Here is an 18,935-nt window from a genome sequence, read left to right as displayed (position 1 = left end):
CGGCTCACCGAGCAGCGCACCGAGCGACGCACCGAGCAACGCACAGAGCAGCGCACCGACCGGCACACCCAGCAGGAGGAGCAGCATGTCCCCCCGTATCCCCGTGATCGACCTCGGGCCGTGGCTGTCCGGCGACCCCGACGCGCGCACCCGTACCGCCGCCGCAGTGGACGCGGCGCTCAGCCAGGCCGGCTTCCTGCTGATCACCGGGCACGGTGTCAGCCGCGAGCAGCGGGAGGGCGTCCGCGCGGCGGCGCGAGCGTTCTTCGCCCTGCCGAACGAGGTCAAGCAGCGCTACGGCGTGAGTGTCGGCGGCCGCGGCTGGCTGGCCAAGGGCGCGGAGGCGAACGGGTACTCGGAGGGCACGGAGACCCCGCCCGACCTCAAGGAGTCCTGGACGGTGGGCGCGGACCAGCCGATCGGCGACGCCGCGATCGACGACTTCTGGTTCCAGCCGAACCGCTGGCCCGAGGCGGAGGCCCCGGCGCTGCGGAAGACCGTCGAGGACTACCTCGCGGTGATGCGGACGGTCGCGGACGAGGTGCTGCGCCTGCTCGCCGCCGCCCTGGGGCAGCAGACCGGTTTCTTCACCGACCACACCACGCATCCGACGTACACCCTGAACATCAACTGGTACCCGGGCACGGGCGTGGTCGGCGAGCCGCAGCCGGGCCAGTTCCGGATCGGCCCGCACACCGACTTCGGCACGGTGACGCTGCTCGACCGCCAGCAGGGCAGGGGCGGCCTGCAGGTGTACGTCGCCGAGGAGGAAGGCGGCGTGGGCTGGGAAGACGCGCCGTACGACCCGGACGCGCTGACCGTGAACATCGGGGACCTGATGGCGCGCTGGACCGGCGACCGGTGGAAGTCGGGCCGCCACCGGGTGCTCCCGCCGTCGCCGGAGGCTCCGGAGGAGGACCTGATGTCGCTGGTCTACTTCTTCGAGTGCGACCCGCACACGACGGTCAGCCCGGTGGGCGGGACCGTCGCGTACGAGCCGGTCGACTCGTCCGCGTATCTCAGAGCCAAGCTGGAAGCCATCACCGTCGCCTGACGATGCGTCAACAGGTCAGCTGTGACGGGTCAGCTGTGGCCGAGGTCCTCGGCCGGGTCGCTCTCGACGACCGAACCGCTGTCGCGGTCGGGGTGCAGCGGGAACGACTCGACGGTGAACTCGTCCAGGACCGGCGGCGGGGGCTGCGGCGGGGTGGGCATGACCGCCGCCTCCGAGTGGCCCCCGCAGCCGTAGTCGAGCGCGACGATGTGTCCGTCAGCGGGGCCGAACTCGTTGGCGCAGATGCCGAAGGTCTGGCTGAGCGATCCGGCGATCGGCACCAGGAAGCCGCAGGACGAGCAGGACGCCGGGGCGGCCTGCGCCATCGGCGTGTGCGCGCCGTAGTCCTTCTCCCAGCGGTCCGCCGCCAGGTGCAGGCCCAGCCGGGACAGCACCCGGGCCCGGCCGAAGCCGAGTTCCATCGCGACGGCGGAGATCGAGCCCCGGGTGATGGGCGCGGCCAACTCCTCCGTGGCGACAGCGCCGGCCGAGTCGGAGCCGTCGCCGGTCGCCGCCGCCAGCCGCTCGTCCGCCAGGGCGGAGTTCGGCGCTGGTTCGTCCGCGCCGGTCCAGCCCGGCTCCAGGCGCAGATCGTCCTCGTCCGTCGGCAGCAGGTCGCCGGGCCCCATGTCGCCCGGCCGCAGGCGCTCGCTCCACGGCACCCACTGCGGCGCGGTCAGCGCGTCCGGGCCCGGCAGCAGCACCGTCTCGTCGAGCGTGACCTGACGGCTACGGGAGGCGCGGGTCACCGTGACGGCCCAGCGCCAACCCCGGTAGGCCCATTCGCGGGTCGCGAAGTAGTGCGTGACGACGCGCTCGCCGTCGACGTCCACACCCAGGTGCTCGCCGACAGCGGCGTCACCGGCCGCCTCGACGGCGGCACCCCGGGCAAAGTCGACGGCCTCGGCACAGAGCCGGTCGGGGGTACGGCTTCGCGTCGTCGCAGCACTCATCACAGGATCGATTCTCTCCCAAGACTTATCCCTGGATCGCCACCGTCTCCGGACGGCATGGCGCGGGTTGCCTGCCGGAAGGTGTCGGATGTCTCTATTCTGCGGGATTCCGCAGGGCCTCGGCGCGGCACTGCCGGAAGCACCACCGGAACTGCCACGGAGTGAACGCTACCGGTCCTGCCACCACGCCGGACAGTACCTTGTCCCCTTGTGACAGTGCGCCACGAGAAGCGACTCGCGACTCGATGAACTACACGGCACTGCGGGCCGTCCGTCGGGCAGGATGGAGAGTGTGGCCGACGAAGCGTCTCCGGGGTTCACCTCCGGAGGCTCCGAGCGCCCCTCCCCGTCCGGGCCGAGTTCCAGGCCGACGGGGGCGGAGGGGCAGCGGCCCCATGAGCACTCCGACTCGGGGCACTCAGACTCGGGGCACTCCGACTCGGGCCGGGTGGCCCGGATGACCGGCTCACTGCACCGCGCGGCCTCCGCGACCGCGCTTGGCACCGGCCACCTGGTACGCGGCACCGGCCGCCGCATCCGCCGCGCCACCTCCGCCGAGGGCGCGGGCGAGTCCGGCCTGGCGAAGCTGATCGAGCTGCACGCGGTGAACTCCGCGGGCGACATGCTCGTCACCGTCGCCCTCGCGTCCACCATCTTCTTCTCCGTGCCGACCGGCGAGGCCCGGGGCCGGGTCGCCCTGTACCTGCTGATCACGATGGCCCCGTTCGTGCTGCTCGCCCCCGTGATCGGACCGCTGCTGGACCGTCTGCCCAGCGGCCGACGCAGCGCCATGGCCCTGTCCATGCTGGCGCGGGCCGCCGTCGCCTGGATGATGACCAGCTCCATCGCGGGCGGCGGTCTCGCGGTGTACCCCGAGGCACTGGGCGTGCTGGTGGCGTCCAAGGCGTACGGGGTGGTCCGCAGCGTGGTGGTCCCACGCCTCGTGCCGGAGCAGGTCACGCTGGTGAAGGCCAACTCTCGGGTGACCCTGGCCGGGCTGCTGGCCACCGGTCTCGCCGGCGGGCTGGGCGCGCTGCTGCACCTGATCGGACCCGACTGGCCGCTGCGCGGCGCGTTCCTGGTCTATCTCGCCGGAGCGTTCCTGGCGTTCTCCCTGCCGCACCAGGTGGACCTGGCGAAGCACGAGGAGCGGGCGGTCCTGCACGCCGAGGCGACGGCGTACGGGCATCCCTCGCTGCTGAAGGCGGCGAAGCCGGCCCGGATGGGACTGCGCACCGTCGGCCCGTCCGTCATCCTGGCGCTCCGCGCCGAGGGCACTCTGCGCGGCCTTTCCGGCTTCCTCACCTTCTTCCTGGCCTTCCTGCTGCGTGAGCACCCGCTGGGCGGCCTGCACGCCACGGCCGCGCTGGGTGTCGCGGTAGGCGCACTGGGCATCGGGAACGCCGTCGGCACGGCCCTGGGTTCGTGGCTGCGGGCCCGCGGCCCTGAGATTCTCGTCACGCTGCTGCTGGCAATCGCGGGTGCAGCGGCCCTCGCCGCGACGGTCGTCTACGGGCTGCTCACCGTCACGGTTCTGGCAGGGGTGACCGGGCTCACCCAGTCGCTCGGCAAGGTCGCCCTGGACGCCCTGATCCAGCGGGACGTCCCGGAACGCGTGCGCACGTCGGCCTTCGCCCGCTCGGAGACGCTGATGCAGCTCACCTGGGTGCTCGGCGGCGGCCTCGGCATCGTGCTGCCGCTGATCGGACGGCTCGGCATGGCCACGGCGTCGGGCATCCTCGCCGTGTCGCTGGCGTTCACCCTGCGAGGGCTGTTCCGGCTCCCCGGCCCGGCGGCCCGGCCCCACCCGGCGTAACGACCTGGGCAGCGACAGGCCCCCGACGTGGCGTGATCGCCGGCGGACGGTAGCCTCAGCACCATGAGTCTCAACCGCGGTGTCGCCGCCCTCGGAGCCGTCGCCCTCGTCGGGGTTGCCACCCTCGGCGTTTCCTACGGGATCGCCAGCAGTGCGGGCCAGCCCATCCCCAAGGTCTCGGTGACCTCCGGCTCGACGTGGACTCAGTTCTCCCCCGCGTCGACCTGCTACAACGGCGGCGACCCGCTGACGGCGAAGCAGCTCGCCGCGTGCGGTGCGCTGATCCAGAAGCAGGCGAACAACGCGACTGCCCCCGCCATCTCGGTCGCCCCGAACGGCACGTTCATGATCAGCGTGGACAAGAAGCTCACCGAGAAGGGATGGACCGCGAGCGGCGGCCAGACCTCCCTGGTGTCCGAGACGAAGAACTACCAGGCGAGCAACCTCCCGGTCTCCTCGGTCATCGCCGCGGCCTCGTCCACCTCCGCTGCCGCCACCTCGGGCACCGTTCTGGTCCTGGAGCAGCAGGGCAAGACCATCTACGGAGCCTGGCTGTTCCAGCTGAACCAGAAGTCCGCCTGACCCGGTGGCCCCGCCCCGGCTGCTCGTCGTCACCGCCGTCGCCCCCGAGGCGGCGGCGGTAGTGCGTGGCATCTGCACCGCCCTGCCGCAGGTCGGCCCGGTCGAGACAGCGCTGCCGGGTGGCTGGACTGTCCAGCGCTGCGGCCCGGTGGACGTGCTGGCCGCCGGTGTCGGCCCGGCCGCAGCCGCCGCCGGGACGGCCACCGCGCTCGCGCTCGATCCGGGCGGCTACAGCCTGGTCGTCTCCGCCGGGATCGCGGGCGGCTTCGCCCCGCTCGCGCCGCTGGGCTGCGCCGTCGTCGCCGAGGCGATCATCGCCGCCGACCTGGGCGCGGACACCCCCGACGGCTTCGCGACCGTCACCGAGTTGGGCTTCGGGCGCGTCCGCCACGACACGTCGCACCACGAGCTGGTGACCGCGCGCCTGCGCGAGGCCGGCGTTCCCACCGCGACCGGGCCGATCCTGACCGTGTCCACGGTCACCGGCAGCGCCGCGCGCGCCACCGAGCTGGCGGCGCGTCACCCCGGGGCCGTCGCCGAGGCGATGGAGGGCTTCGGAGTCGCCGAAGCCGCGGCCGGATACGGCACAGCGGTGCTGGAGCTCCGTACCGTGTCCAACGCCGTCGGCCCGCGCGACCGCGCCGCCTGGCGCATCGGCGAGGCGTTCGCCGTGCTCGAACGAGCCTTCGCGGTACTGCCGTACGGCGAGCTGGGCTGAGCGGTTAGGGTCGTCAGGGGCAGAGCGCACGACCGCTGAGCGCACGACCGCAGCGCGCACCCGCTGAGCACATCCGCTGAGCATCCGCAGAGACTGGGAATCGGGGACCGTCATGACCGCGACGAGCAGCAGCAGCGACCGTCTGGCAACCGCGTACTCGCCCTGCCCCAACGACACCTTCGTCTTCCACGCCTGGGCCCACGGCCTCGTCCCCGGCCCGCTCACCCCCGAGGTGACCTTCGCCGACATCGACGTCACCAACGGCCTGGCCGAGCGCGGCGAGCTCGACCTGCTGAAGATCTCGTACGCCGCGCTGCCCTGGGTCCTGGACGAGTACGCGCTGCTGCCCTGCGGCGGCGCGCTCGGGCGCGGCTGTGGGCCGCTCGTGCTGACCGGACTAGCGGCGTCCGGCGACCCCGCCGCCCTGGCTGGGAAGACCGTCGCCGTTCCCAGCGAGCGGTCCACCGCGTACCTGCTGTTCCGGCTCTGGGCGGCCGACGCCGTGCCGGGCGGCCTGGGCGAGGTCGTCGTGCTGCCGTTCCACGAGATCATGCCCGCGGTGCGAGACGGCAAGGTCGACGCCGGCCTGGTCATCCATGAGGCCCGGTTCACCTACCAGCAGTACGGGCTGCACAGCCTGGCCGACATGGGCGAGGCATGGGAGGCCGCGACCGGGCTGCCCATCCCGCTCGGCGCGATCGTCGCCCGCCGCTCGCTCGGCGCGGAGCGCCTGGGCGAGCTGGCCGCAGCGATCCGCGCCAGCGTCGAGTACGCCTGGGCGCAGCCGCAGGCGAGCCGGGACTACGTGCTCGCGCACGCCCAGGAGATGGACCCGGCCGTCGCCGACCAGCACATCGCCCTCTACGTGAACGACTTCACGGCCGAGCTGGGCCCGGACGGTTACGCGGCCGTCCGGGCCCTGCTCGACCGTGCGGCCGCAGCGGGCCTGGTGCCTCCGGTCGCCGCGGAGGCCCTGGCCTTCCCCGGCGTCATCGGCTGACTGCCTCGCCGGCAGTACCGGCCGGGGCGGGCGGCTCAGACGTCCAGCTGGTCGGCGACCGCGCGAAGCAGCGTCGCGACCTGATGCCCGGCCTGCTTCTCGGGATAGCGCCCGCGCTGCAGGCCCGGGAGGATGCGCTCGAGGAGGGTCGTCAGATCCTGCACGATGGGGGCGAGATCATCCGGTTTGCGACGGTTCGCCGCGGCCAGCGAGGGGAGATCCTCCAACAGGATCACCTTCTGCGCCTGGTCGCCTCGGTGTCCGGCGATCACGCCGAACTCGACGCGCTGGCCGGGCTTGAGTGCTTCGACCCCGCTGGGCAGCGCCTTGGAGTGCACAAAGACGTCGCCGCCGTCGTCGCTGGAGAGAAAGCCGAAGCCCTTCTCGGAGTTGAACCACTTGACCTTGCCCGTGGGCATCGGAGACCTCGTCGCTGGTGAGATGGGGGTGGAGACGTGTGGTGAGGAGCCGGGTGATCAGCTGCACTGGACCGCGCTGGTGCTGATGGTCTGCCAGGTGGATCAGTGCCGCGCCATTGTTCCAGGTCGACGGCCGGTTGATCGAGCGCATTCCCCGGGGCCGAGCGCCTGGGAGCCGGGATGCGCGATACGCCGCAGCTGTTTCGCCGGCCGTTTCGCCGTGGCCACGGTGCACCCCCGATCCCTTGGCGGGGTCGCTGCCGGACAGTCGCGGCGCAATCCCCGTGCGTGACGTGCATACCCTTGAGGGGTGACTACTGAAACTAAGCAGCCCGGCGACGCGCTGGTCCGAGTCGGCGCGATCCTGTTCCTCGTCGGTGCGGTGGCGACCGTCGCCACGGTGGCCCCGTTGTTCCTGGGGCTGGCGCCGCTGCCGACGGCGGCGTACTTCGTGAGCATGGTGATGCCGCTGGGCTTCGGCGTCGCGCTGGTCGGGCTGCTGCGCTCGGCCCGGGCGCAGCGCCGGCCGGCCGGTCGGCCCGTTCAGAGCGCCAGGTAGTTCAGAGCGCCGGGCAGTCAGGGCACCAGGTAGGAATCCAGCCAGTCGGGGAACACGGTGAGGTCGGGCAGGACCACGTCTGCCCCCGCCTCGCTGAGCGCCTCGGCGTCGTACGGACCGGTGGCGACGGCGACGGCCAGCGCTCCGCCGGTGCGGGCGCCGATGATGTCGCCGAGGTGGTCCCCGACGTAGATCGTCGCCCCCTCCTCCCGCAGCACCGTCCCCTTCTCGGTGCCGAAGACCGACCCGTGCAGGGCGTCGGCGACGAGGTCGAGGGCGTCGAGGTTGCGGCGGGCGTTGGGGGTGAACTTGCCGGTGACCACGATGCTCCGGCCGCCGTGCTTCTGGACCGCGGCGAGCGCCTCGCGGGCTCCGGGCAGCGCGAGGCAGCCGGCGACGCCGTGCTCCCGGTAGAGGGCGCGGTAGCGGTCGGCCATGGCGGGGACGTCCGAGGCCGGGAACCAGTGGACGAGCTCCTGCTCGACGGGCGGCCCGAGCCGTCCGACGGCGAGGTCACTGTCGATGACCGCGCCGGTCTCGGCGGCGAGGAAGTCGTAGACCGCCTTGATGCCCGGCCGGGAGTCGATCAGCGTCATGTCGAGGTCGAAGCCGATGGTCAGCGCAGCGCGTTCGATCATGCCGCTCACCCTACGGGCCACGTACCTCGGGTGCCGTCGGCAGGATTCGTCCCGTACTGCCTCTTGTGACCCACGTCACCCCGTTCCACCATGGCAGGATGCCGACGACAGCAGAGCAGGCCCAGCAGCAGGCGAACGCGCAGCGCAAGGCATATATCGCCCAAGGCTTTGACCTGGTGGCGGGCACCTTCGACACCGTGAACGGCGACTTCTTCAACGGCCTGGGGGCGCGGCTGGTGCAGCTCGCCGGCGTGCGTCCGGGCGACCGCGTGCTGGACCTCGGCTGCGGCCGGGGTGCGGTGCTGTTCGCCGCCGCCGCGGCTGTCGGTCCGGACGGCTACGCGGCCGGGATCGACCTCTCCCCCGAGATGGTGCACGCCACAGCCGCCGAGATCGCGCGGCGGGGCCTGCGCAACGTCGCCGTTCGGGTGGACGACGCGGAGGACCCGGGCTTCCCGGCGCGTTCCTTCGAGGCGGTCCTGGCCGGGCTGATGCTGTTCATCACCCCGGACCCGGCCGCCGCCCTGGTCGCCGCGCACCGGTTACTGACGACGGGGGGACGCTTCGCGATGACGACCTTCGGCCCGGCCGACCCCCGTTGGGAGCGTCCGCTGCGCGCCGCCCTCGCCTTCCAGGAGCCGCCGCAGCCGCCCGCGAGCACGGGGGCGGGCAGGGGCGGCAACGGACTGCTCGACGCCCCCGAGGACATCGCGGAACTGCTCGGCCGGGCGGGGTTCACCGAGGTGGCGACCGTCGACGAGGAACTGGTCACCACGACGGAGCCGGACGAGTGGTGGGCCTCGGCGTGGTCGAGCGGGCGCCGCGCCGCGCTGGAGCTGATCCCCGTCGAACGGCGGGAGGACGCCCGAAAAGCGGCGCTCGCGGAACTCGAACTCCTGGCCGTGGACGGCGTCCTGACCCGCCATTCGGTGATCCGTTACACCACGGCCGACAAGGAGTAGGGTCGGTCCGGTCGATCTTCGCGGCTGCGGGCACCAGCGGCTACGCCGCGGGGCGCACGCCGTCGCGGTGACACCATGCGGCACCGCCGCGTGGCGGCGCCTTGTAAGGCGGCGGAGCGCCCTTCGTAGCGGAGCTACCAGGGCGTTTCTCCCCCAGCCTTCGGCCGGGAGGTGGAGGTGCAGCCTTCGCGGCGAGGTGCCGCCACGCGGCGGAGCCGCACTCGGCCGGACCGGCCCCAGGGCCGTCAGGCCCGGGCTCACCCGCGCCGGTAGCGGGAGATCCGCCAGGCCAGGAACGCCGCCGAGCAGGCCGCCGCCGACCGCAGCCACACCCCGGCTGCGGAACGCAACGATGCCTTGAACTGGGCGCTGGTCAGTGGGTGCCCCGGCGGCTGCCCGTGGGTGTGCTGGTACAGCCAGAAGCCGCAGCCTGCGGCGACCAGCAGCGGCAGCCACAGCCCGGCGACGTGCGTGGACGCGCGTCCGATCCGGCGCGCGGTGTAGGCGATGAACCAGCCGAGCAGGGCGACGTACCAGAGGGCCAGCACGGCGGCGCTGACCAGGATCAGCACCGCCAGCGACTCCATCGGCGGCAGCGGCACCCGGACCGGGGCGGCGGCCTCGACGCCGTCCTCGTCTGTCTCGGGTTGCTCGGCGGGCAGCTCGGGTCTGCCCAGCAGGCGGCGCAGGAACGGCCGTCGGGGCGGGAGGGCGGCCGGATCGAGGCCGCCCTCGCCGTCGTCGTCCGCCCCGGGACCGCGGGGCGTCGGGACGCGGGCCGACCGGGGGTCGCCGTGGTCCGGGTCGAGGAAGTCAGGCTCGTAGGTGGCCCGCCAACCGGGCAGCTCGCCCAGCGTCTCATCGCTCAGCGGCGGCACCCCGCCGGGGCCGAGCTCGGGCGCGGCGCCGACGCCGTCCCCCGCGCCTCCGCCGCCGAGGCGCCACCAGTCGACGGGCGCGCCCGTTCCGCCCGCGCCACCGCCCGCCGGCCCGGACCGCCCGGCCTGCTTGGGGACCGAAGGCCCGGACGGGTAGGCACCTGCCGCGTACTCCCCTTCGCGCTTCCGCGCGCCCCTTGGCGCGGGCGCCGACGGCACGCCGTTGCGCACCGCCCGGCTCACCACCTCGTCCGGCGTGCCGATCCCGGCGAGGATCTTCTGCAACGCCGTCGCCTCCGTCCGCCGCGAGCCGGACGACGTGTCGCCGCGCCGCGTGTCGATGTCCTCGCGCAGCGTGGTGACCAGGCGCGCCCGCTCAGCCGCAGTGAGCGGGGTGGCCTGCGCCAGGTCCCCGACCCGGCTGAGGTAGTCGTAGACGAGTTGGTCGCTCTCGATTCCCATGGCGGCGATCACCCTCCCCGGTAGGCACCCCGTCGCGCGTGAACCCGAGCCTAGACCGACCGGCACGGGTGGCGGGCGGTCGGTCCCCGGGGGGCCTGTTGTCTGCCTCTCCCGTACCCGGAGAACCGCACCGGCACGCCCTTGCACCACGGTTGCACCCCCGTCCACACCGCCCGACCGCACCCCCCGTCCACACCGCCTGTCCACACCGCCTGTCCACACCGCCTGTCCACACCTCCGCCCGGCGGGCGATCGGCCTCCGGCCGCGCAGGCCCCGCCGGTGCGGCCTTGCCGTGGACCGGACGCGTCGGGCCTGCGCTGACGCTCCTCTGCTCACCCGTACGACTTGCCCGCGCGAGCGGCTAGCCTGGATCGGATGAGCAGTCGAAGAAGCGGTCAACCGGGCAGCGGCAGCAGCCACACCCGCGCCTCGGCACCGCGCACCCTCGCCGAGGAGCTGCGCGCGCGGCCCGACGAGGCTCTGGCGGCGCTGCTGCGGGCCCGCCCCGACCTGCTGCACCCGGTCCCCAGCGACCTCACCCAGCTGTCGACGCGGCTGTCCACCCGCGCCTCGGTCGTCCGCGCGCTCGAACGGCTGGACCGGTTCACCCTGCAGACCGCGGAGGCTCTCGCGGTCGCACCCGACGGCTGCCCCTACGCCACCCTCCTCGGCCTGCTCACCGGCACCGAGCCCGGCACCGAGCCCGGCGACGGGACGGCCGCCGTCACCACCGCCGTCACCACCGCCGTGATCGCCGTCCTCCCGGCCGCGCTGGCGACGCTGCGCCAACAGGCCCTGGTGTGGGGCGGCGAGGACCAGCTGCGACTGGTCCGCACGGCCCGTGACGTGCTCGCACCGTCGAACGGGAACCCGGGGCCCACCGGCCTGGGCCCGACCTTCGCCGAGGCCACCACCGGGGTCTCCCCCGGCCGCCTGCAGGAGTTGCTCGCCGATGTCGGGCTGCCCGCCACCCACGACCCGGTCAGCGCCGTCGCCGCCCTCGCCGCGCTGTTCGAGGACCGCCCCCGGGCCGCCGAGCTGCTCGCCGACGCTCCTCCGGGTGTCAAGGACGTGCTGCGACGGCTGATGTGGGGGCCGCCTTACGGGGCCTCGCCGCCCCGCGCGGTCCGCGCCGCCGACGCCCGCACCCCGGTGGAGTGGCTGCAGGCGCGCGGCCTGCTGCTGCCGGCGGGCCGCGAGAACGTCGTCCTGCCCCGCGAGGTAGCCCTGCACCTGCGCGGGGGCCGCGCGCACCGGACCGTCGAGCCGCTGCCTCCGGCGGTCACCACGGCCGCCGAGCACGACCCGAAGCTGACGGACCGCGCGGCCGCCGCTCAGGCGTTCACCGCCGTCCGCATCGTCGAGGAGGCGCTCGACCTGTGGAGCACCGAGGCGCCCGCCGTGCTGCGCACCGGCGGCCTCGGCGTGCGCGAGCTGCGCCGCACGGCGACGGCCCTGGATCTTCCGGAGCCGGAGACCGCGTTCTGGCTGGAGCTCGCCTACGGCGCGGGCCTGCTCGCCGCCGACGGCGAGACCTCCGAACGCTGGGCTCCGACACCGCTGTTCGACGAGTGGCTGCGCCGTCCGGTCGCCGAGCGCTGGCTGCTGCTGGCCCGTACCTGGCTGGCGACGACCCGGGTGGCCGCGCTCGTCGGCAGCCGGGACGCCAAGGACAAGATCCTCGCGGCGCTCGGCAACGACCTCGACCGTACGGCGGCCCCCGAGCTGCGCCGCAGCGTCCTCACCCTGCTCGCCGGGCTCCCCCGCGGTTCGGTCGGCGACCCGGTCTCCCTGCTCGAACACCTGCGCTGGCAGAACCCACTGCGCGGCGGATCCACCCGGGACCGCCTGGTCGGCTGGACCCTCCGCGAGGCCGAGCACCTCGGCCTGACCGGCCGTGGAGCGCTGGCCACCCATGCCCGGCGGCTGCTCGACGGCGGGGACCCCACGGCGTCCCTGCAGCCGCTGCTCCCCGAGCCGTTGGACCACGTCATCCTGCAGCCCGACCTCACCGCGATCGCCCCTGGGCCGCTGCACACCAACCTGGCGCAGACCCTCGCGGTCGCCGCCGACATCGAGTCCAAGGGCGGCGCGACGGTCTACCGCTTCACCCAGGAGTCGGTGCGCCGCGCCCTGGACGCCGGGCGCAGCGCCGAGGAGCTGCACTCCTTCCTCGCCCTGCACTCGCGCACGCCCGTCCCGCAGCCGCTCAGCTATCTGATCGACGACGTGGCGCGACGGCACGGACGGCTGCGCGTCGGCGCAGCCTCGGCCTATCTGCGCTGCGACGACGACGCGCTGCTCGCCGAGCTGCTCGCCGACCGCCGCGCGGTGCAGTTGCGGCTGCGGCGGCTGGCGCCGACGGTGCTGTCGGCCCAGGCCGAACCGACGACCGTACTGACCCAGCTGCGGGCGATGGGGTACGCGCCCTCGGCGGAGTCGCCGGACGGCGATGTGCTGATCTCCCGCCCGGACGCGCTGCGGACGCCTCCGCGCAGCGCACCGCTGCCGGTGTCGGACGGCCCGCCGGCGGTGCCCGAGGGCCTGCTGGGCGCCGCGGTGAAGGCGGTCCGGGCGGGTGACCGCGCGGCAACCGCCGTCCACCGCCAACCAGCGACGGCGGCGCCTGCCGATCCGAACGCGCCGGCCGCCGCTCCCGGCCTGGCCGCACTGCCGCGCACGACCGCCGCCGACACCCTGGCGGCGCTGCAGACAGCCGTGCTGACCGGAGACCGGGTCTGGATCGGCTACGTCAACGCCGACGGCGCGGCCAGCCAGCGGGTCGTCGAACCGGTAAGAGTGGCGGGCGGTTTCGTCACGGCGTACGACCATCTCCGCGAGGAGGTACGCACGTTCAGCCTGCACCGGATCACCGGTGTGGCCGAGCTGGCGGACGGTTCGTAGGTTCACCGGACTGACATATGATCCGCATGAAAATTCCTGCAACCGTCTCATGATTTTCTTACGTCATGAACGGTGGGTGCACGACGGATCGGAAGCGGATCAAGCTCCCCCGAGCCGGCGTGCCCCTGTGCGAATCAGCCCCCACCACCCCGGAGAGCCCCGCCATGCGCCCCAGTACTGCCCGCCGCCCGCTGCTCCCCAGCCTGGCGGCGACAGCTCTCCTGGCACTCACCCTGGCGGCCTGCGGCTCCTCCTCACCCGGCTCCTCCCAGGCGCTGGGCACGCCCGCGCCCAGCACGTCCGTCGCTCCGACGCCGACGCCGAGCCCGTCCAGCACCATGGTGTCGCTGCCCACCGGACCCCACACCGCGATGACCAAGGTCAGGGACACCGCCGCCGGACCGATCTACCTGGTGAAGCTGCACGGACCGAAGTCCGGGGTGACCGGCAACGTCTGGGTGTGGCTGCCGCCCGAGTACAACGACCCCGCCTACGCCGGCTACGGCTTCCCCGTGGTGAGCCTCTACTCCGGCGGCCAGAGCAACGGCTACAACACCTGGACCGACGACAGCCAACTGCCCATCGAGGAGGCCGACGTCCGGCTGAGCAAGGCGGGCAAGGCACACCCCTTCATCCTGCTGATGCCGGTGCAGAACTTCATCTCCAGCGAGAGCCACGAGCTGGACTGCAGCGACATCCCCGGCCAGGTCAAGATGGGCACCTGGATGGGCGAGGACGTGACCGACTTCGCCCGCGCGAACTTCCGCACCCTGAAGACCCGCGACGGCTGGGGCGTCGCCGGCGCGTCGACCGGCGGCCTGTGCTCCGCCAAACTGGCGCTGCAGTACCCGCAGACCTTCCGCGCCGCCGTCCCCATCGACGGCTACTTCATCCCCGACTCCCTGTTCTGGCGCGGCCACGCGGCCGAGATGGCGGCCAACACCCCGCAGATCATGGTCAGCAAGGCCACCACTGACATCGACATGATGGTCACGGCGGGCGGCGCGGAGCAGTACGAGGTCAACGTGGTGAAGGCGTTCGTCAAGCGGGCGTCACCCTCGGTGCACATCACCTACCTGGAACTGCCGCACGCCGACCACTCCACCAAGAACTTCAAGCGGGTCATCGACGCCACGCTGGTCTACCTCAGCCAGCACCTCGCCGCACCGACGGCCGGGTGAGCGCCCGGGCTGGCACACTGGAGGGTCTGCCCCCGCACACCGGCATCGGGTAGGACCGGCACCCTCGGAGGACCCGCACGTGAATGACGGCCCGCTCATCGTCCAATCCGACAAGACCCTGCTGCTGGAGACCGGGCACCCGCTGGCCGGTGACTGCCGCCGCGCCATCGCGCCGTTCGCGGAGCTGGAGCGGGCGCCCGAGCACGTCCACACCTACCGGGTCACCCCGCTGGGTCTGTGGAACGCCCGCGCGGCCGGACACGACGCCGAGCAGGTCGTGGACGCCCTGGTCACCTACTCGCGCTACCCGGTGCCGCACGCCCTGCTGGTGGACGTCGCCGACACCATGGCCCGGTACGGGCGGCTCACCCTGTCCAAACACCCCGTGCACGGCCTGGTGCTCACCAGCACCGACCGTCCGGTGCTGGAGGAGGTGCTCCGCTCCAAGAAGATCGTCCCGCTGGTGGGTCAGCGCATCGACCCCGACAACGTCGCGGTTCACCCCTCCGAGCGCGGCCAGATCAAGCAGGTGCTGCTGAAGCTCGGCTGGCCGGCCGAGGACCTCGCCGGATACGTGGACGGGGAGGCGCACCCGATAGAGCTGGACCAGAACGGCTGGCAGCTCCGCCCCTACCAGGAGCAGGCCGTCGAGGGCTTCTGGCACGGCGGCTCCGGCGTCGTCGTGCTGCCGTGCGGCGCGGGGAAGACCCTGGTCGGCGCGGCGGCGATGGCCACCGCCAAGGCCACCACCCTGATCCTGGTGACCAACACCGTCTCCGCCCGGCAGTGGAAGCACGAGCTGGTCAAACGCACCTCGCTGACCGAGGACGAGATCGGCGAGTACAGCGGCACCCGCAAGGAGATCCGCCCCGTCACCATCGCCACCTACCAGGTGATGACGACCAAGCGGAAGGGCGTCTACGCCCACCTGGAGCTGTTCGACGCCCGCGACTGGGGCCTGATCGTCTACGACGAGGTGCACCTGCTGCCCGCACCGGTCTTCCGCTTCACCGCCGACCTGCAGGCCCGGCGGCGGCTCGGCCTCACCGCGACTCTGGTCCGCGAGGACGGCCGCGAGGGCGACGTGTTCTCGCTCATCGGCCCCAAGCGCTTCGACGCGCCCTGGAAGGAGATCGAGGCCCAGGGCTATATCGCCCCCGCCGACTGCTGCGAGGTCCGGGTCACCCTGACCGACACCGAGCGCCTCGCCTACGCCACCGCGGAGCCCGAGGAGCGCTACCGATACTGCGCGACCACGGCGACCAAGCGCCGCGTCACCCAGGCACTGGTGGAGAAGCACCGGGGCATCCCCACCCTGGTCATCGGCCAGTACATCGACCAGCTGGACGAACTCGGCGAGGCCCTGAACGCCCCCGTCATCAAGGGCGAGACGACGAACCCGCAGCGCGAGAAGCTGTTCGACGCGTTCCGCAACGGCGAGATCACCGTGCTGGTGGTGTCCAAGGTCGCGAACTTCTCCATCGACCTGCCCGAGGCCACGGTCGCGATCCAGGTCTCCGGTACCTTCGGCTCGCGCCAGGAGGAAGCGCAGCGCCTCGGCCGGGTGCTCCGCCCCAAGGCGGACGGGCACACGGCGCACTTCTACTCGGTCGTCGCCCGCGACACCATCGACCAGGACTTCGCCGCGCACCGCCAGCGGTTCCTGGCCGAGCAGGGGTACGCCTACCGGATCATCGACGCGGACGACGTGCTGTGACGAGGCGGTAGCGGCGGCCGACGGCGGCCTCTGTTCAGCGCAGCTAGCGCTTGACGCCGTCGATGCCTTCGCCGCCGAGCAGCACGACGCGCCACGCGGTGTCGAGGAAGACCCCGACGCCGCGGACCGCGGTTCGCACGGGGCTGCCCTTGTGGTCCTGCTTGGTGCTGCCGTGCGGATCGCCCTGCCGAGTGGTCGTGCGAGTGCCGGGGCGAGCGTTCTGTCGGGGGACCTGCCGAGTGCCTGAGGCGGCCACGGCCTGCGGATTCATGTGTGCGGTAGCCATGCTTCAACCGTAGGTCTCCAGGCCGCTCCGGGCGTCGCCCGGCAGGCCGATCCGGGGGTGCGCGAAGCATCCTCCCTCGGGTGTACGCGCGCTCCTCCCCAGGTCAGGGATCACCCTGAGACCGGGGCCGGGGCCGGAGACCGGGGACGGAGGCCGGGATCGGGGACGGGGACTGGGGACGGGGACTGGGGACGGAGGCCGGGGACCGGGGACGGGGACGGGGACTGGGGACGGAGGCCGGGGACGAGTGCCGGGGACGGAGGCCGGGGACCGGGGACGGGTGCAGGGGAGCTCTGCCGGGGAGCTCTGCCGGAAAACGGTTCGCGGACACCCCGTGGACGGGTCTAGGATGTCCGGTCTGCCGCCTCCCCCTCCGTTCCGGGGCCCGGGGAGTGCGCCGCCCGGCCGGTACCGGGCGGCTCTCAAACTCCATCGCCGAACTTTGAGACCGCTGCGCGCCGGGCCACCCCCGGTGTCTCGCAGCCGGGAAGGCTCCTCCGTGCCCGCGCACACCTCCACGCACGCCGACTCCACCGCGAACCCGCTCGACCGCGAGCGCGCCCACCTCGCCCAGTCCCGCGCGGCGCTCCGCGCCATGCGCGCCGACGTCGAGTCGCTCGACCTGTCCGACGTCACCGGCAACTGGGTGAACGCCGCGATCCTGCAGCGCGAGATGTCCGACCGGATCAAGGCGCTCGCCGACCTCGCCCACACCCCCCTCTTCTTCGGCCGCCTCGACTACCTGCACGCCCCGGGCGTGGACCTGGTCGAGGGCGCAGGAGGAGAACAGTTCTACATCGGCCGGCGCCACGTCCACGACGACGACGGTGACCCGATGGTCATCGACTGGCGCGCGCCCGTCTCCCAGCCGTTCTACCGGGCCAGCCGCAAGGACCCGCTGGATGTCGGCCTGCGCCGCCGCTTCGGCTACACCGGTGGCGAGTTGACCGCCTACGAGGACGAGCACCTCACCGACGCCACCGAGGCGGAAACCGCGAGCGCCCTGCTCACCGCCGAGATCGAACGACCCCGCGTCGGCCCCATGCGCGACATCGTCGCCACCATCCAGCCCGAGCAGGACGAGATCGTCCGCGCCGACGTGCACGGCACGGTCTGCGTCCAGGGCGCCCCCGGCACCGGTAAGACCGCGGTCGGCCTGCACCGTGTCGCCTACCTGCTGTACGCGCACCGCGAGCGCCTGGCCCGCACCGGCACCCTGGTCATCGGCCCCAACCGGTCCTTCCTGCACTACATCGAGCAGGTGCTGCCGGCCCTGGGCGAGCTGGACGTGGCCCAGGCCACGGTGGAGGAACTGGTCTCGCACGTGGCCGTCAGCGGCGCCGACCCGGCCGACGCGGCCGTCGTCAAGGGCGACGCCAGGATGGCGGCGGTACTGCGCCGCGCCGTGCGCTCCGGCATCCGGATGCCCACCGAGCCGTGCGTCGTCGTCCGCGGCTCACGCCGCTGGCGCATCCCTGCCTACGAACTCGAGGAGCTCGTACGTGAGCTGATGGACCGTGACATCCGCTACGGCGCGGCCCTGGCAGCCCTGCCGCAGCGCATCGCGCACGCCGTCCTGGTCAAGATGGAGAACGGCGGCGAGGCGCCCGACGACCGGGTCCAGGACAGCGTCGCCCGCAACGCCGCCGTGAAGGCGACCGTCAAAGCGATCTGGCCCGCCGTCGACCCCGCGAAGCTGGTCTTCCGGCTGCTGTCCGACGCCGAGTTCCTGCGCGACTGCGCCGACGGCATCCTCACCCCCGGCGAGCAGCAGACCATCCGGTGGCCCAAACCTCCGCGCAGCGTGCGGTCCGCCCCCTGGTCGCTCGCCGACGCGGTCCTCGTCGACGAGACCCGCGACCTGGTGGAGCGCACCCACTCGCTCGGCCATGTGGTCCTGGACGAGGCGCAGGACCTCTCCCCCATGCAGTACCGCGCGGTCGGCCGCCGCTGCACCACCGGGTCGGCGACCGTCCTCGGCGACATCGCGCAGGGGACGACGCCGTGGGCGACCGGGACCTGGGCCGAGGCCCTGACGCACCTGGGCAAGCCCGGGTCCCGGATCGAGGCGCTGACCAAGACCTTCCGCGTCCCCAGCGAGGTCATCGGCTACGCCTCGCGGCTGCTGCCGGGCATCGCCCCCGACCTGGCCCCGGCCGAGTCCGTCCGCGAGTCGGTCGGCGCGCTGACCATCCGCCACATCCCCGCCGCGCGGCAGCCCGGCGACCTCGACGGGCTGGACTCGGCGGCGCGGGACTCGGCCGCTCTGGATTCGGCGGCGCTGGATTCGGCCGCGCTGGACTCGGCCTCGGCGCTCACGCTGCCGGCCCCATCGCCCGAGCTGGTCCGGGCCGTGGTCGCCGCCTGCCGCGAGACGCTGCGCAACGAGGGCTCCATCGGCCTGATCGCCGCCGACGACCGCATCCCCCTGCTCGCCGCCGCCCTCGACGCGGCGGGCCTGCCCTACCTCGACCCGGGCGTGGAGACCTCGGCCGAGGCCCGGCTGACCCTCGTCCCCGCCTCGCTGGCGAAGGGCCTGGAGTACGACTACGTCGTACTCGACGAGCCCGCCGCCATCGTCGACGGCGAACCCGACACCCGCACCGGCCTGCGCCGCCTCTACGTCTGCCTCACCCGCCCGGTCTCCGGCCTGACGGTCCTGCACGCACGCCCGCTGCCGCAGGCGCTGGCGGCGCACCGCTGACCGGCTCCGCCGGCAGGTGAAGACCGACCGGCACATGGGGCGGCGAGGCTCTGCACGATGAACCCGGCGCGCTGCCAACCTTGCACCTCCGTAGGCGGCTG

Annotated in this window: 16 protein-coding genes; 11 read left to right on the top strand and 5 right to left on the bottom strand. The window is 73.2% G+C overall.

From position 1 onward, the window contains the following. Nucleotides 1-85: 85 nt before the first annotated feature. Nucleotides 86-1,054, top strand: a complete 969-nt coding sequence (locus tag ABIA33_RS04570) for an isopenicillin N synthase family dioxygenase (RefSeq protein WP_370077184.1) — start codon at nucleotides 86-88, stop codon at nucleotides 1,052-1,054. Nucleotides 1,055-1,083: 29 nt separating this feature from the next. Here the strand turns inward: ABIA33_RS04570 and ABIA33_RS04565 are convergent, their stop codons facing one another. Further along, entirely contained in the window at nucleotides 1,084-2,007 is a 924-nt protein-coding gene (locus ABIA33_RS04565; RefSeq protein ID WP_370077182.1) for a DUF3027 domain-containing protein, read from the bottom strand. Between the two features lie 457 nt (nucleotides 2,008-2,464). Here ABIA33_RS04565 and ABIA33_RS04560 point away from each other — a divergent pair, with 457 nt between their 5' ends. The 4 genes from ABIA33_RS04560 (at nucleotide 2,465) to ABIA33_RS04545 (ending at nucleotide 6,123) form a co-directional block, all read left to right on the top strand. Next, complete coding sequence (locus ABIA33_RS04560; protein WP_370077180.1) at nucleotides 2,465-3,823, top strand: MFS transporter; 1,359 nt, start codon at nucleotides 2,465-2,467, stop codon at nucleotides 3,821-3,823. Nucleotides 3,824-3,886: 63 nt separating this feature from the next. Then, nucleotides 3,887-4,405 (top strand): hypothetical protein, encoded by a 519-nt coding sequence (locus ABIA33_RS04555; RefSeq protein WP_370077178.1) that lies wholly within the window; start codon nucleotides 3,887-3,889, stop codon nucleotides 4,403-4,405. 4 nt (nucleotides 4,406-4,409) lie between these two features. Continuing rightward, the gene (locus ABIA33_RS04550; RefSeq protein ID WP_370077176.1) at nucleotides 4,410-5,123 is read left to right on the top strand and encodes a futalosine hydrolase; all 714 of its coding nucleotides are present in this window, start codon (nucleotides 4,410-4,412) and stop codon (nucleotides 5,121-5,123) included. Between the two features lie 112 nt (nucleotides 5,124-5,235). Further along, entirely contained in the window at nucleotides 5,236-6,123 is an 888-nt protein-coding gene (locus tag ABIA33_RS04545) for a 1,4-dihydroxy-6-naphthoate synthase (RefSeq protein WP_370077174.1), read from the top strand. A 35-nt stretch (nucleotides 6,124-6,158) separates the two neighbouring features. Here the strand turns inward: ABIA33_RS04545 and ABIA33_RS04540 are convergent, their stop codons facing one another. Further along, a complete protein-coding gene (locus ABIA33_RS04540; protein ID WP_370077172.1) occupies nucleotides 6,159-6,542 on the bottom strand; it encodes a cold-shock protein in 384 nt (127 codons plus the stop codon). Nucleotides 6,543-6,852: 310 nt separating this feature from the next. Here ABIA33_RS04540 and ABIA33_RS04535 point away from each other — a divergent pair, with 310 nt between their 5' ends. Continuing rightward, nucleotides 6,853-7,101 carry a hypothetical protein gene (locus ABIA33_RS04535; protein WP_370077170.1) on the top strand — a complete coding sequence of 83 codons (249 nt, stop codon included), beginning with the start codon at nucleotides 6,853-6,855 and terminating at the stop codon, nucleotides 7,099-7,101. Between the two features lie 17 nt (nucleotides 7,102-7,118). On the opposite strand, the gene ABIA33_RS04530 is transcribed toward ABIA33_RS04535, so the two are convergent. Then, entirely contained in the window at nucleotides 7,119-7,739 is a 621-nt protein-coding gene (locus tag ABIA33_RS04530; protein ID WP_370077168.1) for an HAD family hydrolase, read from the bottom strand. A 98-nt stretch (nucleotides 7,740-7,837) separates the two neighbouring features. On the opposite strand from ABIA33_RS04530, the gene ABIA33_RS04525 reads away from it, so the two are divergent. Continuing rightward, nucleotides 7,838-8,701 carry a class I SAM-dependent methyltransferase gene (locus ABIA33_RS04525; protein ID WP_370077166.1) on the top strand — a complete coding sequence of 288 codons (864 nt, stop codon included), beginning with the start codon at nucleotides 7,838-7,840 and terminating at the stop codon, nucleotides 8,699-8,701. A gap of 257 nt (nucleotides 8,702-8,958) precedes the next feature. On the opposite strand, the gene ABIA33_RS04520 is transcribed toward ABIA33_RS04525, so the two are convergent. Further along, a complete protein-coding gene (locus ABIA33_RS04520) occupies nucleotides 8,959-10,041 on the bottom strand; it encodes a hypothetical protein (protein ID WP_370077164.1) in 1,083 nt (360 codons plus the stop codon). 376 nt (nucleotides 10,042-10,417) lie between these two features. Here ABIA33_RS04520 and ABIA33_RS04515 point away from each other — a divergent pair, with 376 nt between their 5' ends. The 3 genes from ABIA33_RS04515 (at nucleotide 10,418) to ABIA33_RS04505 (ending at nucleotide 15,844) form a co-directional block, all read left to right on the top strand. Further along, nucleotides 10,418-12,946 carry a helicase C-terminal domain-containing protein gene (locus ABIA33_RS04515; RefSeq protein ID WP_370077162.1) on the top strand — a complete coding sequence of 843 codons (2,529 nt, stop codon included), beginning with the start codon at nucleotides 10,418-10,420 and terminating at the stop codon, nucleotides 12,944-12,946. Between the two features lie 164 nt (nucleotides 12,947-13,110). Then, nucleotides 13,111-14,127, top strand: coding sequence for an alpha/beta hydrolase (locus ABIA33_RS04510; RefSeq protein ID WP_370077160.1), 1,017 nt, complete (start codon nucleotides 13,111-13,113; stop codon nucleotides 14,125-14,127). 79 nt (nucleotides 14,128-14,206) lie between these two features. Continuing rightward, a complete protein-coding gene (locus ABIA33_RS04505) occupies nucleotides 14,207-15,844 on the top strand; it encodes a DNA repair helicase XPB (RefSeq protein WP_370077158.1) in 1,638 nt (545 codons plus the stop codon). A gap of 43 nt (nucleotides 15,845-15,887) precedes the next feature. Here ABIA33_RS04505 and ABIA33_RS04500 read toward each other — a convergent pair whose 3' ends face one another. Continuing rightward, nucleotides 15,888-16,130: a hypothetical protein gene (locus ABIA33_RS04500; RefSeq protein ID WP_370077156.1), complete on the bottom strand. Its 243-nt coding sequence runs from the start codon at nucleotides 16,128-16,130 to the stop codon at nucleotides 15,888-15,890. Nucleotides 16,131-16,629: 499 nt separating this feature from the next. Here ABIA33_RS04500 and ABIA33_RS04495 point away from each other — a divergent pair, with 499 nt between their 5' ends. Continuing rightward, nucleotides 16,630-18,834 (top strand): AAA family ATPase, encoded by a 2,205-nt coding sequence (locus ABIA33_RS04495; RefSeq protein WP_370077154.1) that lies wholly within the window; start codon nucleotides 16,630-16,632, stop codon nucleotides 18,832-18,834. The last annotated feature ends 101 nt before the right edge of the window (nucleotides 18,835-18,935 follow it).

The sequence above is a fragment of the Streptacidiphilus sp. MAP12-16 genome (assembly GCF_041262165.1).
Classification (GTDB): domain Bacteria; phylum Actinomycetota; class Actinomycetes; order Streptomycetales; family Streptomycetaceae; genus Streptacidiphilus.
Note: the sequence above shows the minus strand (reverse complement) of the source record. Positions and strands in the feature narration are given on the sequence as shown.

Coding starts and splice junctions, on each gene's coding strand:
- ABIA33_RS04570 (WP_370077184.1), top strand. CDS start 86: ATGTCCCCCCGTATCCCCGTGATCGACCTCGGGCCGTGGCTGTCCGGC.
- ABIA33_RS04565 (WP_370077182.1), bottom strand. CDS start 2,007: ATGAGTGCTGCGACGACGCGAAGCCGTACCCCCGACCGGCTCTGTGCC.
- ABIA33_RS04560 (WP_370077180.1), top strand. CDS start 2,465: ATGACCGGCTCACTGCACCGCGCGGCCTCCGCGACCGCGCTTGGCACC.
- ABIA33_RS04555 (WP_370077178.1), top strand. CDS start 3,887: ATGAGTCTCAACCGCGGTGTCGCCGCCCTCGGAGCCGTCGCCCTCGTC.
- ABIA33_RS04545 (WP_370077174.1), top strand. CDS start 5,236: ATGACCGCGACGAGCAGCAGCAGCGACCGTCTGGCAACCGCGTACTCG.
- ABIA33_RS04540 (WP_370077172.1), bottom strand. CDS start 6,542: ATGCCCACGGGCAAGGTCAAGTGGTTCAACTCCGAGAAGGGCTTCGGC.
- ABIA33_RS04530 (WP_370077168.1), bottom strand. CDS start 7,739: ATGATCGAACGCGCTGCGCTGACCATCGGCTTCGACCTCGACATGACG.
- ABIA33_RS04525 (WP_370077166.1), top strand. CDS start 7,838: ATGCCGACGACAGCAGAGCAGGCCCAGCAGCAGGCGAACGCGCAGCGC.
- ABIA33_RS04520 (WP_370077164.1), bottom strand. CDS start 10,041: ATGGGAATCGAGAGCGACCAACTCGTCTACGACTACCTCAGCCGGGTC.
- ABIA33_RS04515 (WP_370077162.1), top strand. CDS start 10,418: ATGAGCAGTCGAAGAAGCGGTCAACCGGGCAGCGGCAGCAGCCACACC.
- ABIA33_RS04510 (WP_370077160.1), top strand. CDS start 13,111: ATGCGCCCCAGTACTGCCCGCCGCCCGCTGCTCCCCAGCCTGGCGGCG.
- ABIA33_RS04500 (WP_370077156.1), bottom strand. CDS start 16,130: ATGGCTACCGCACACATGAATCCGCAGGCCGTGGCCGCCTCAGGCACT.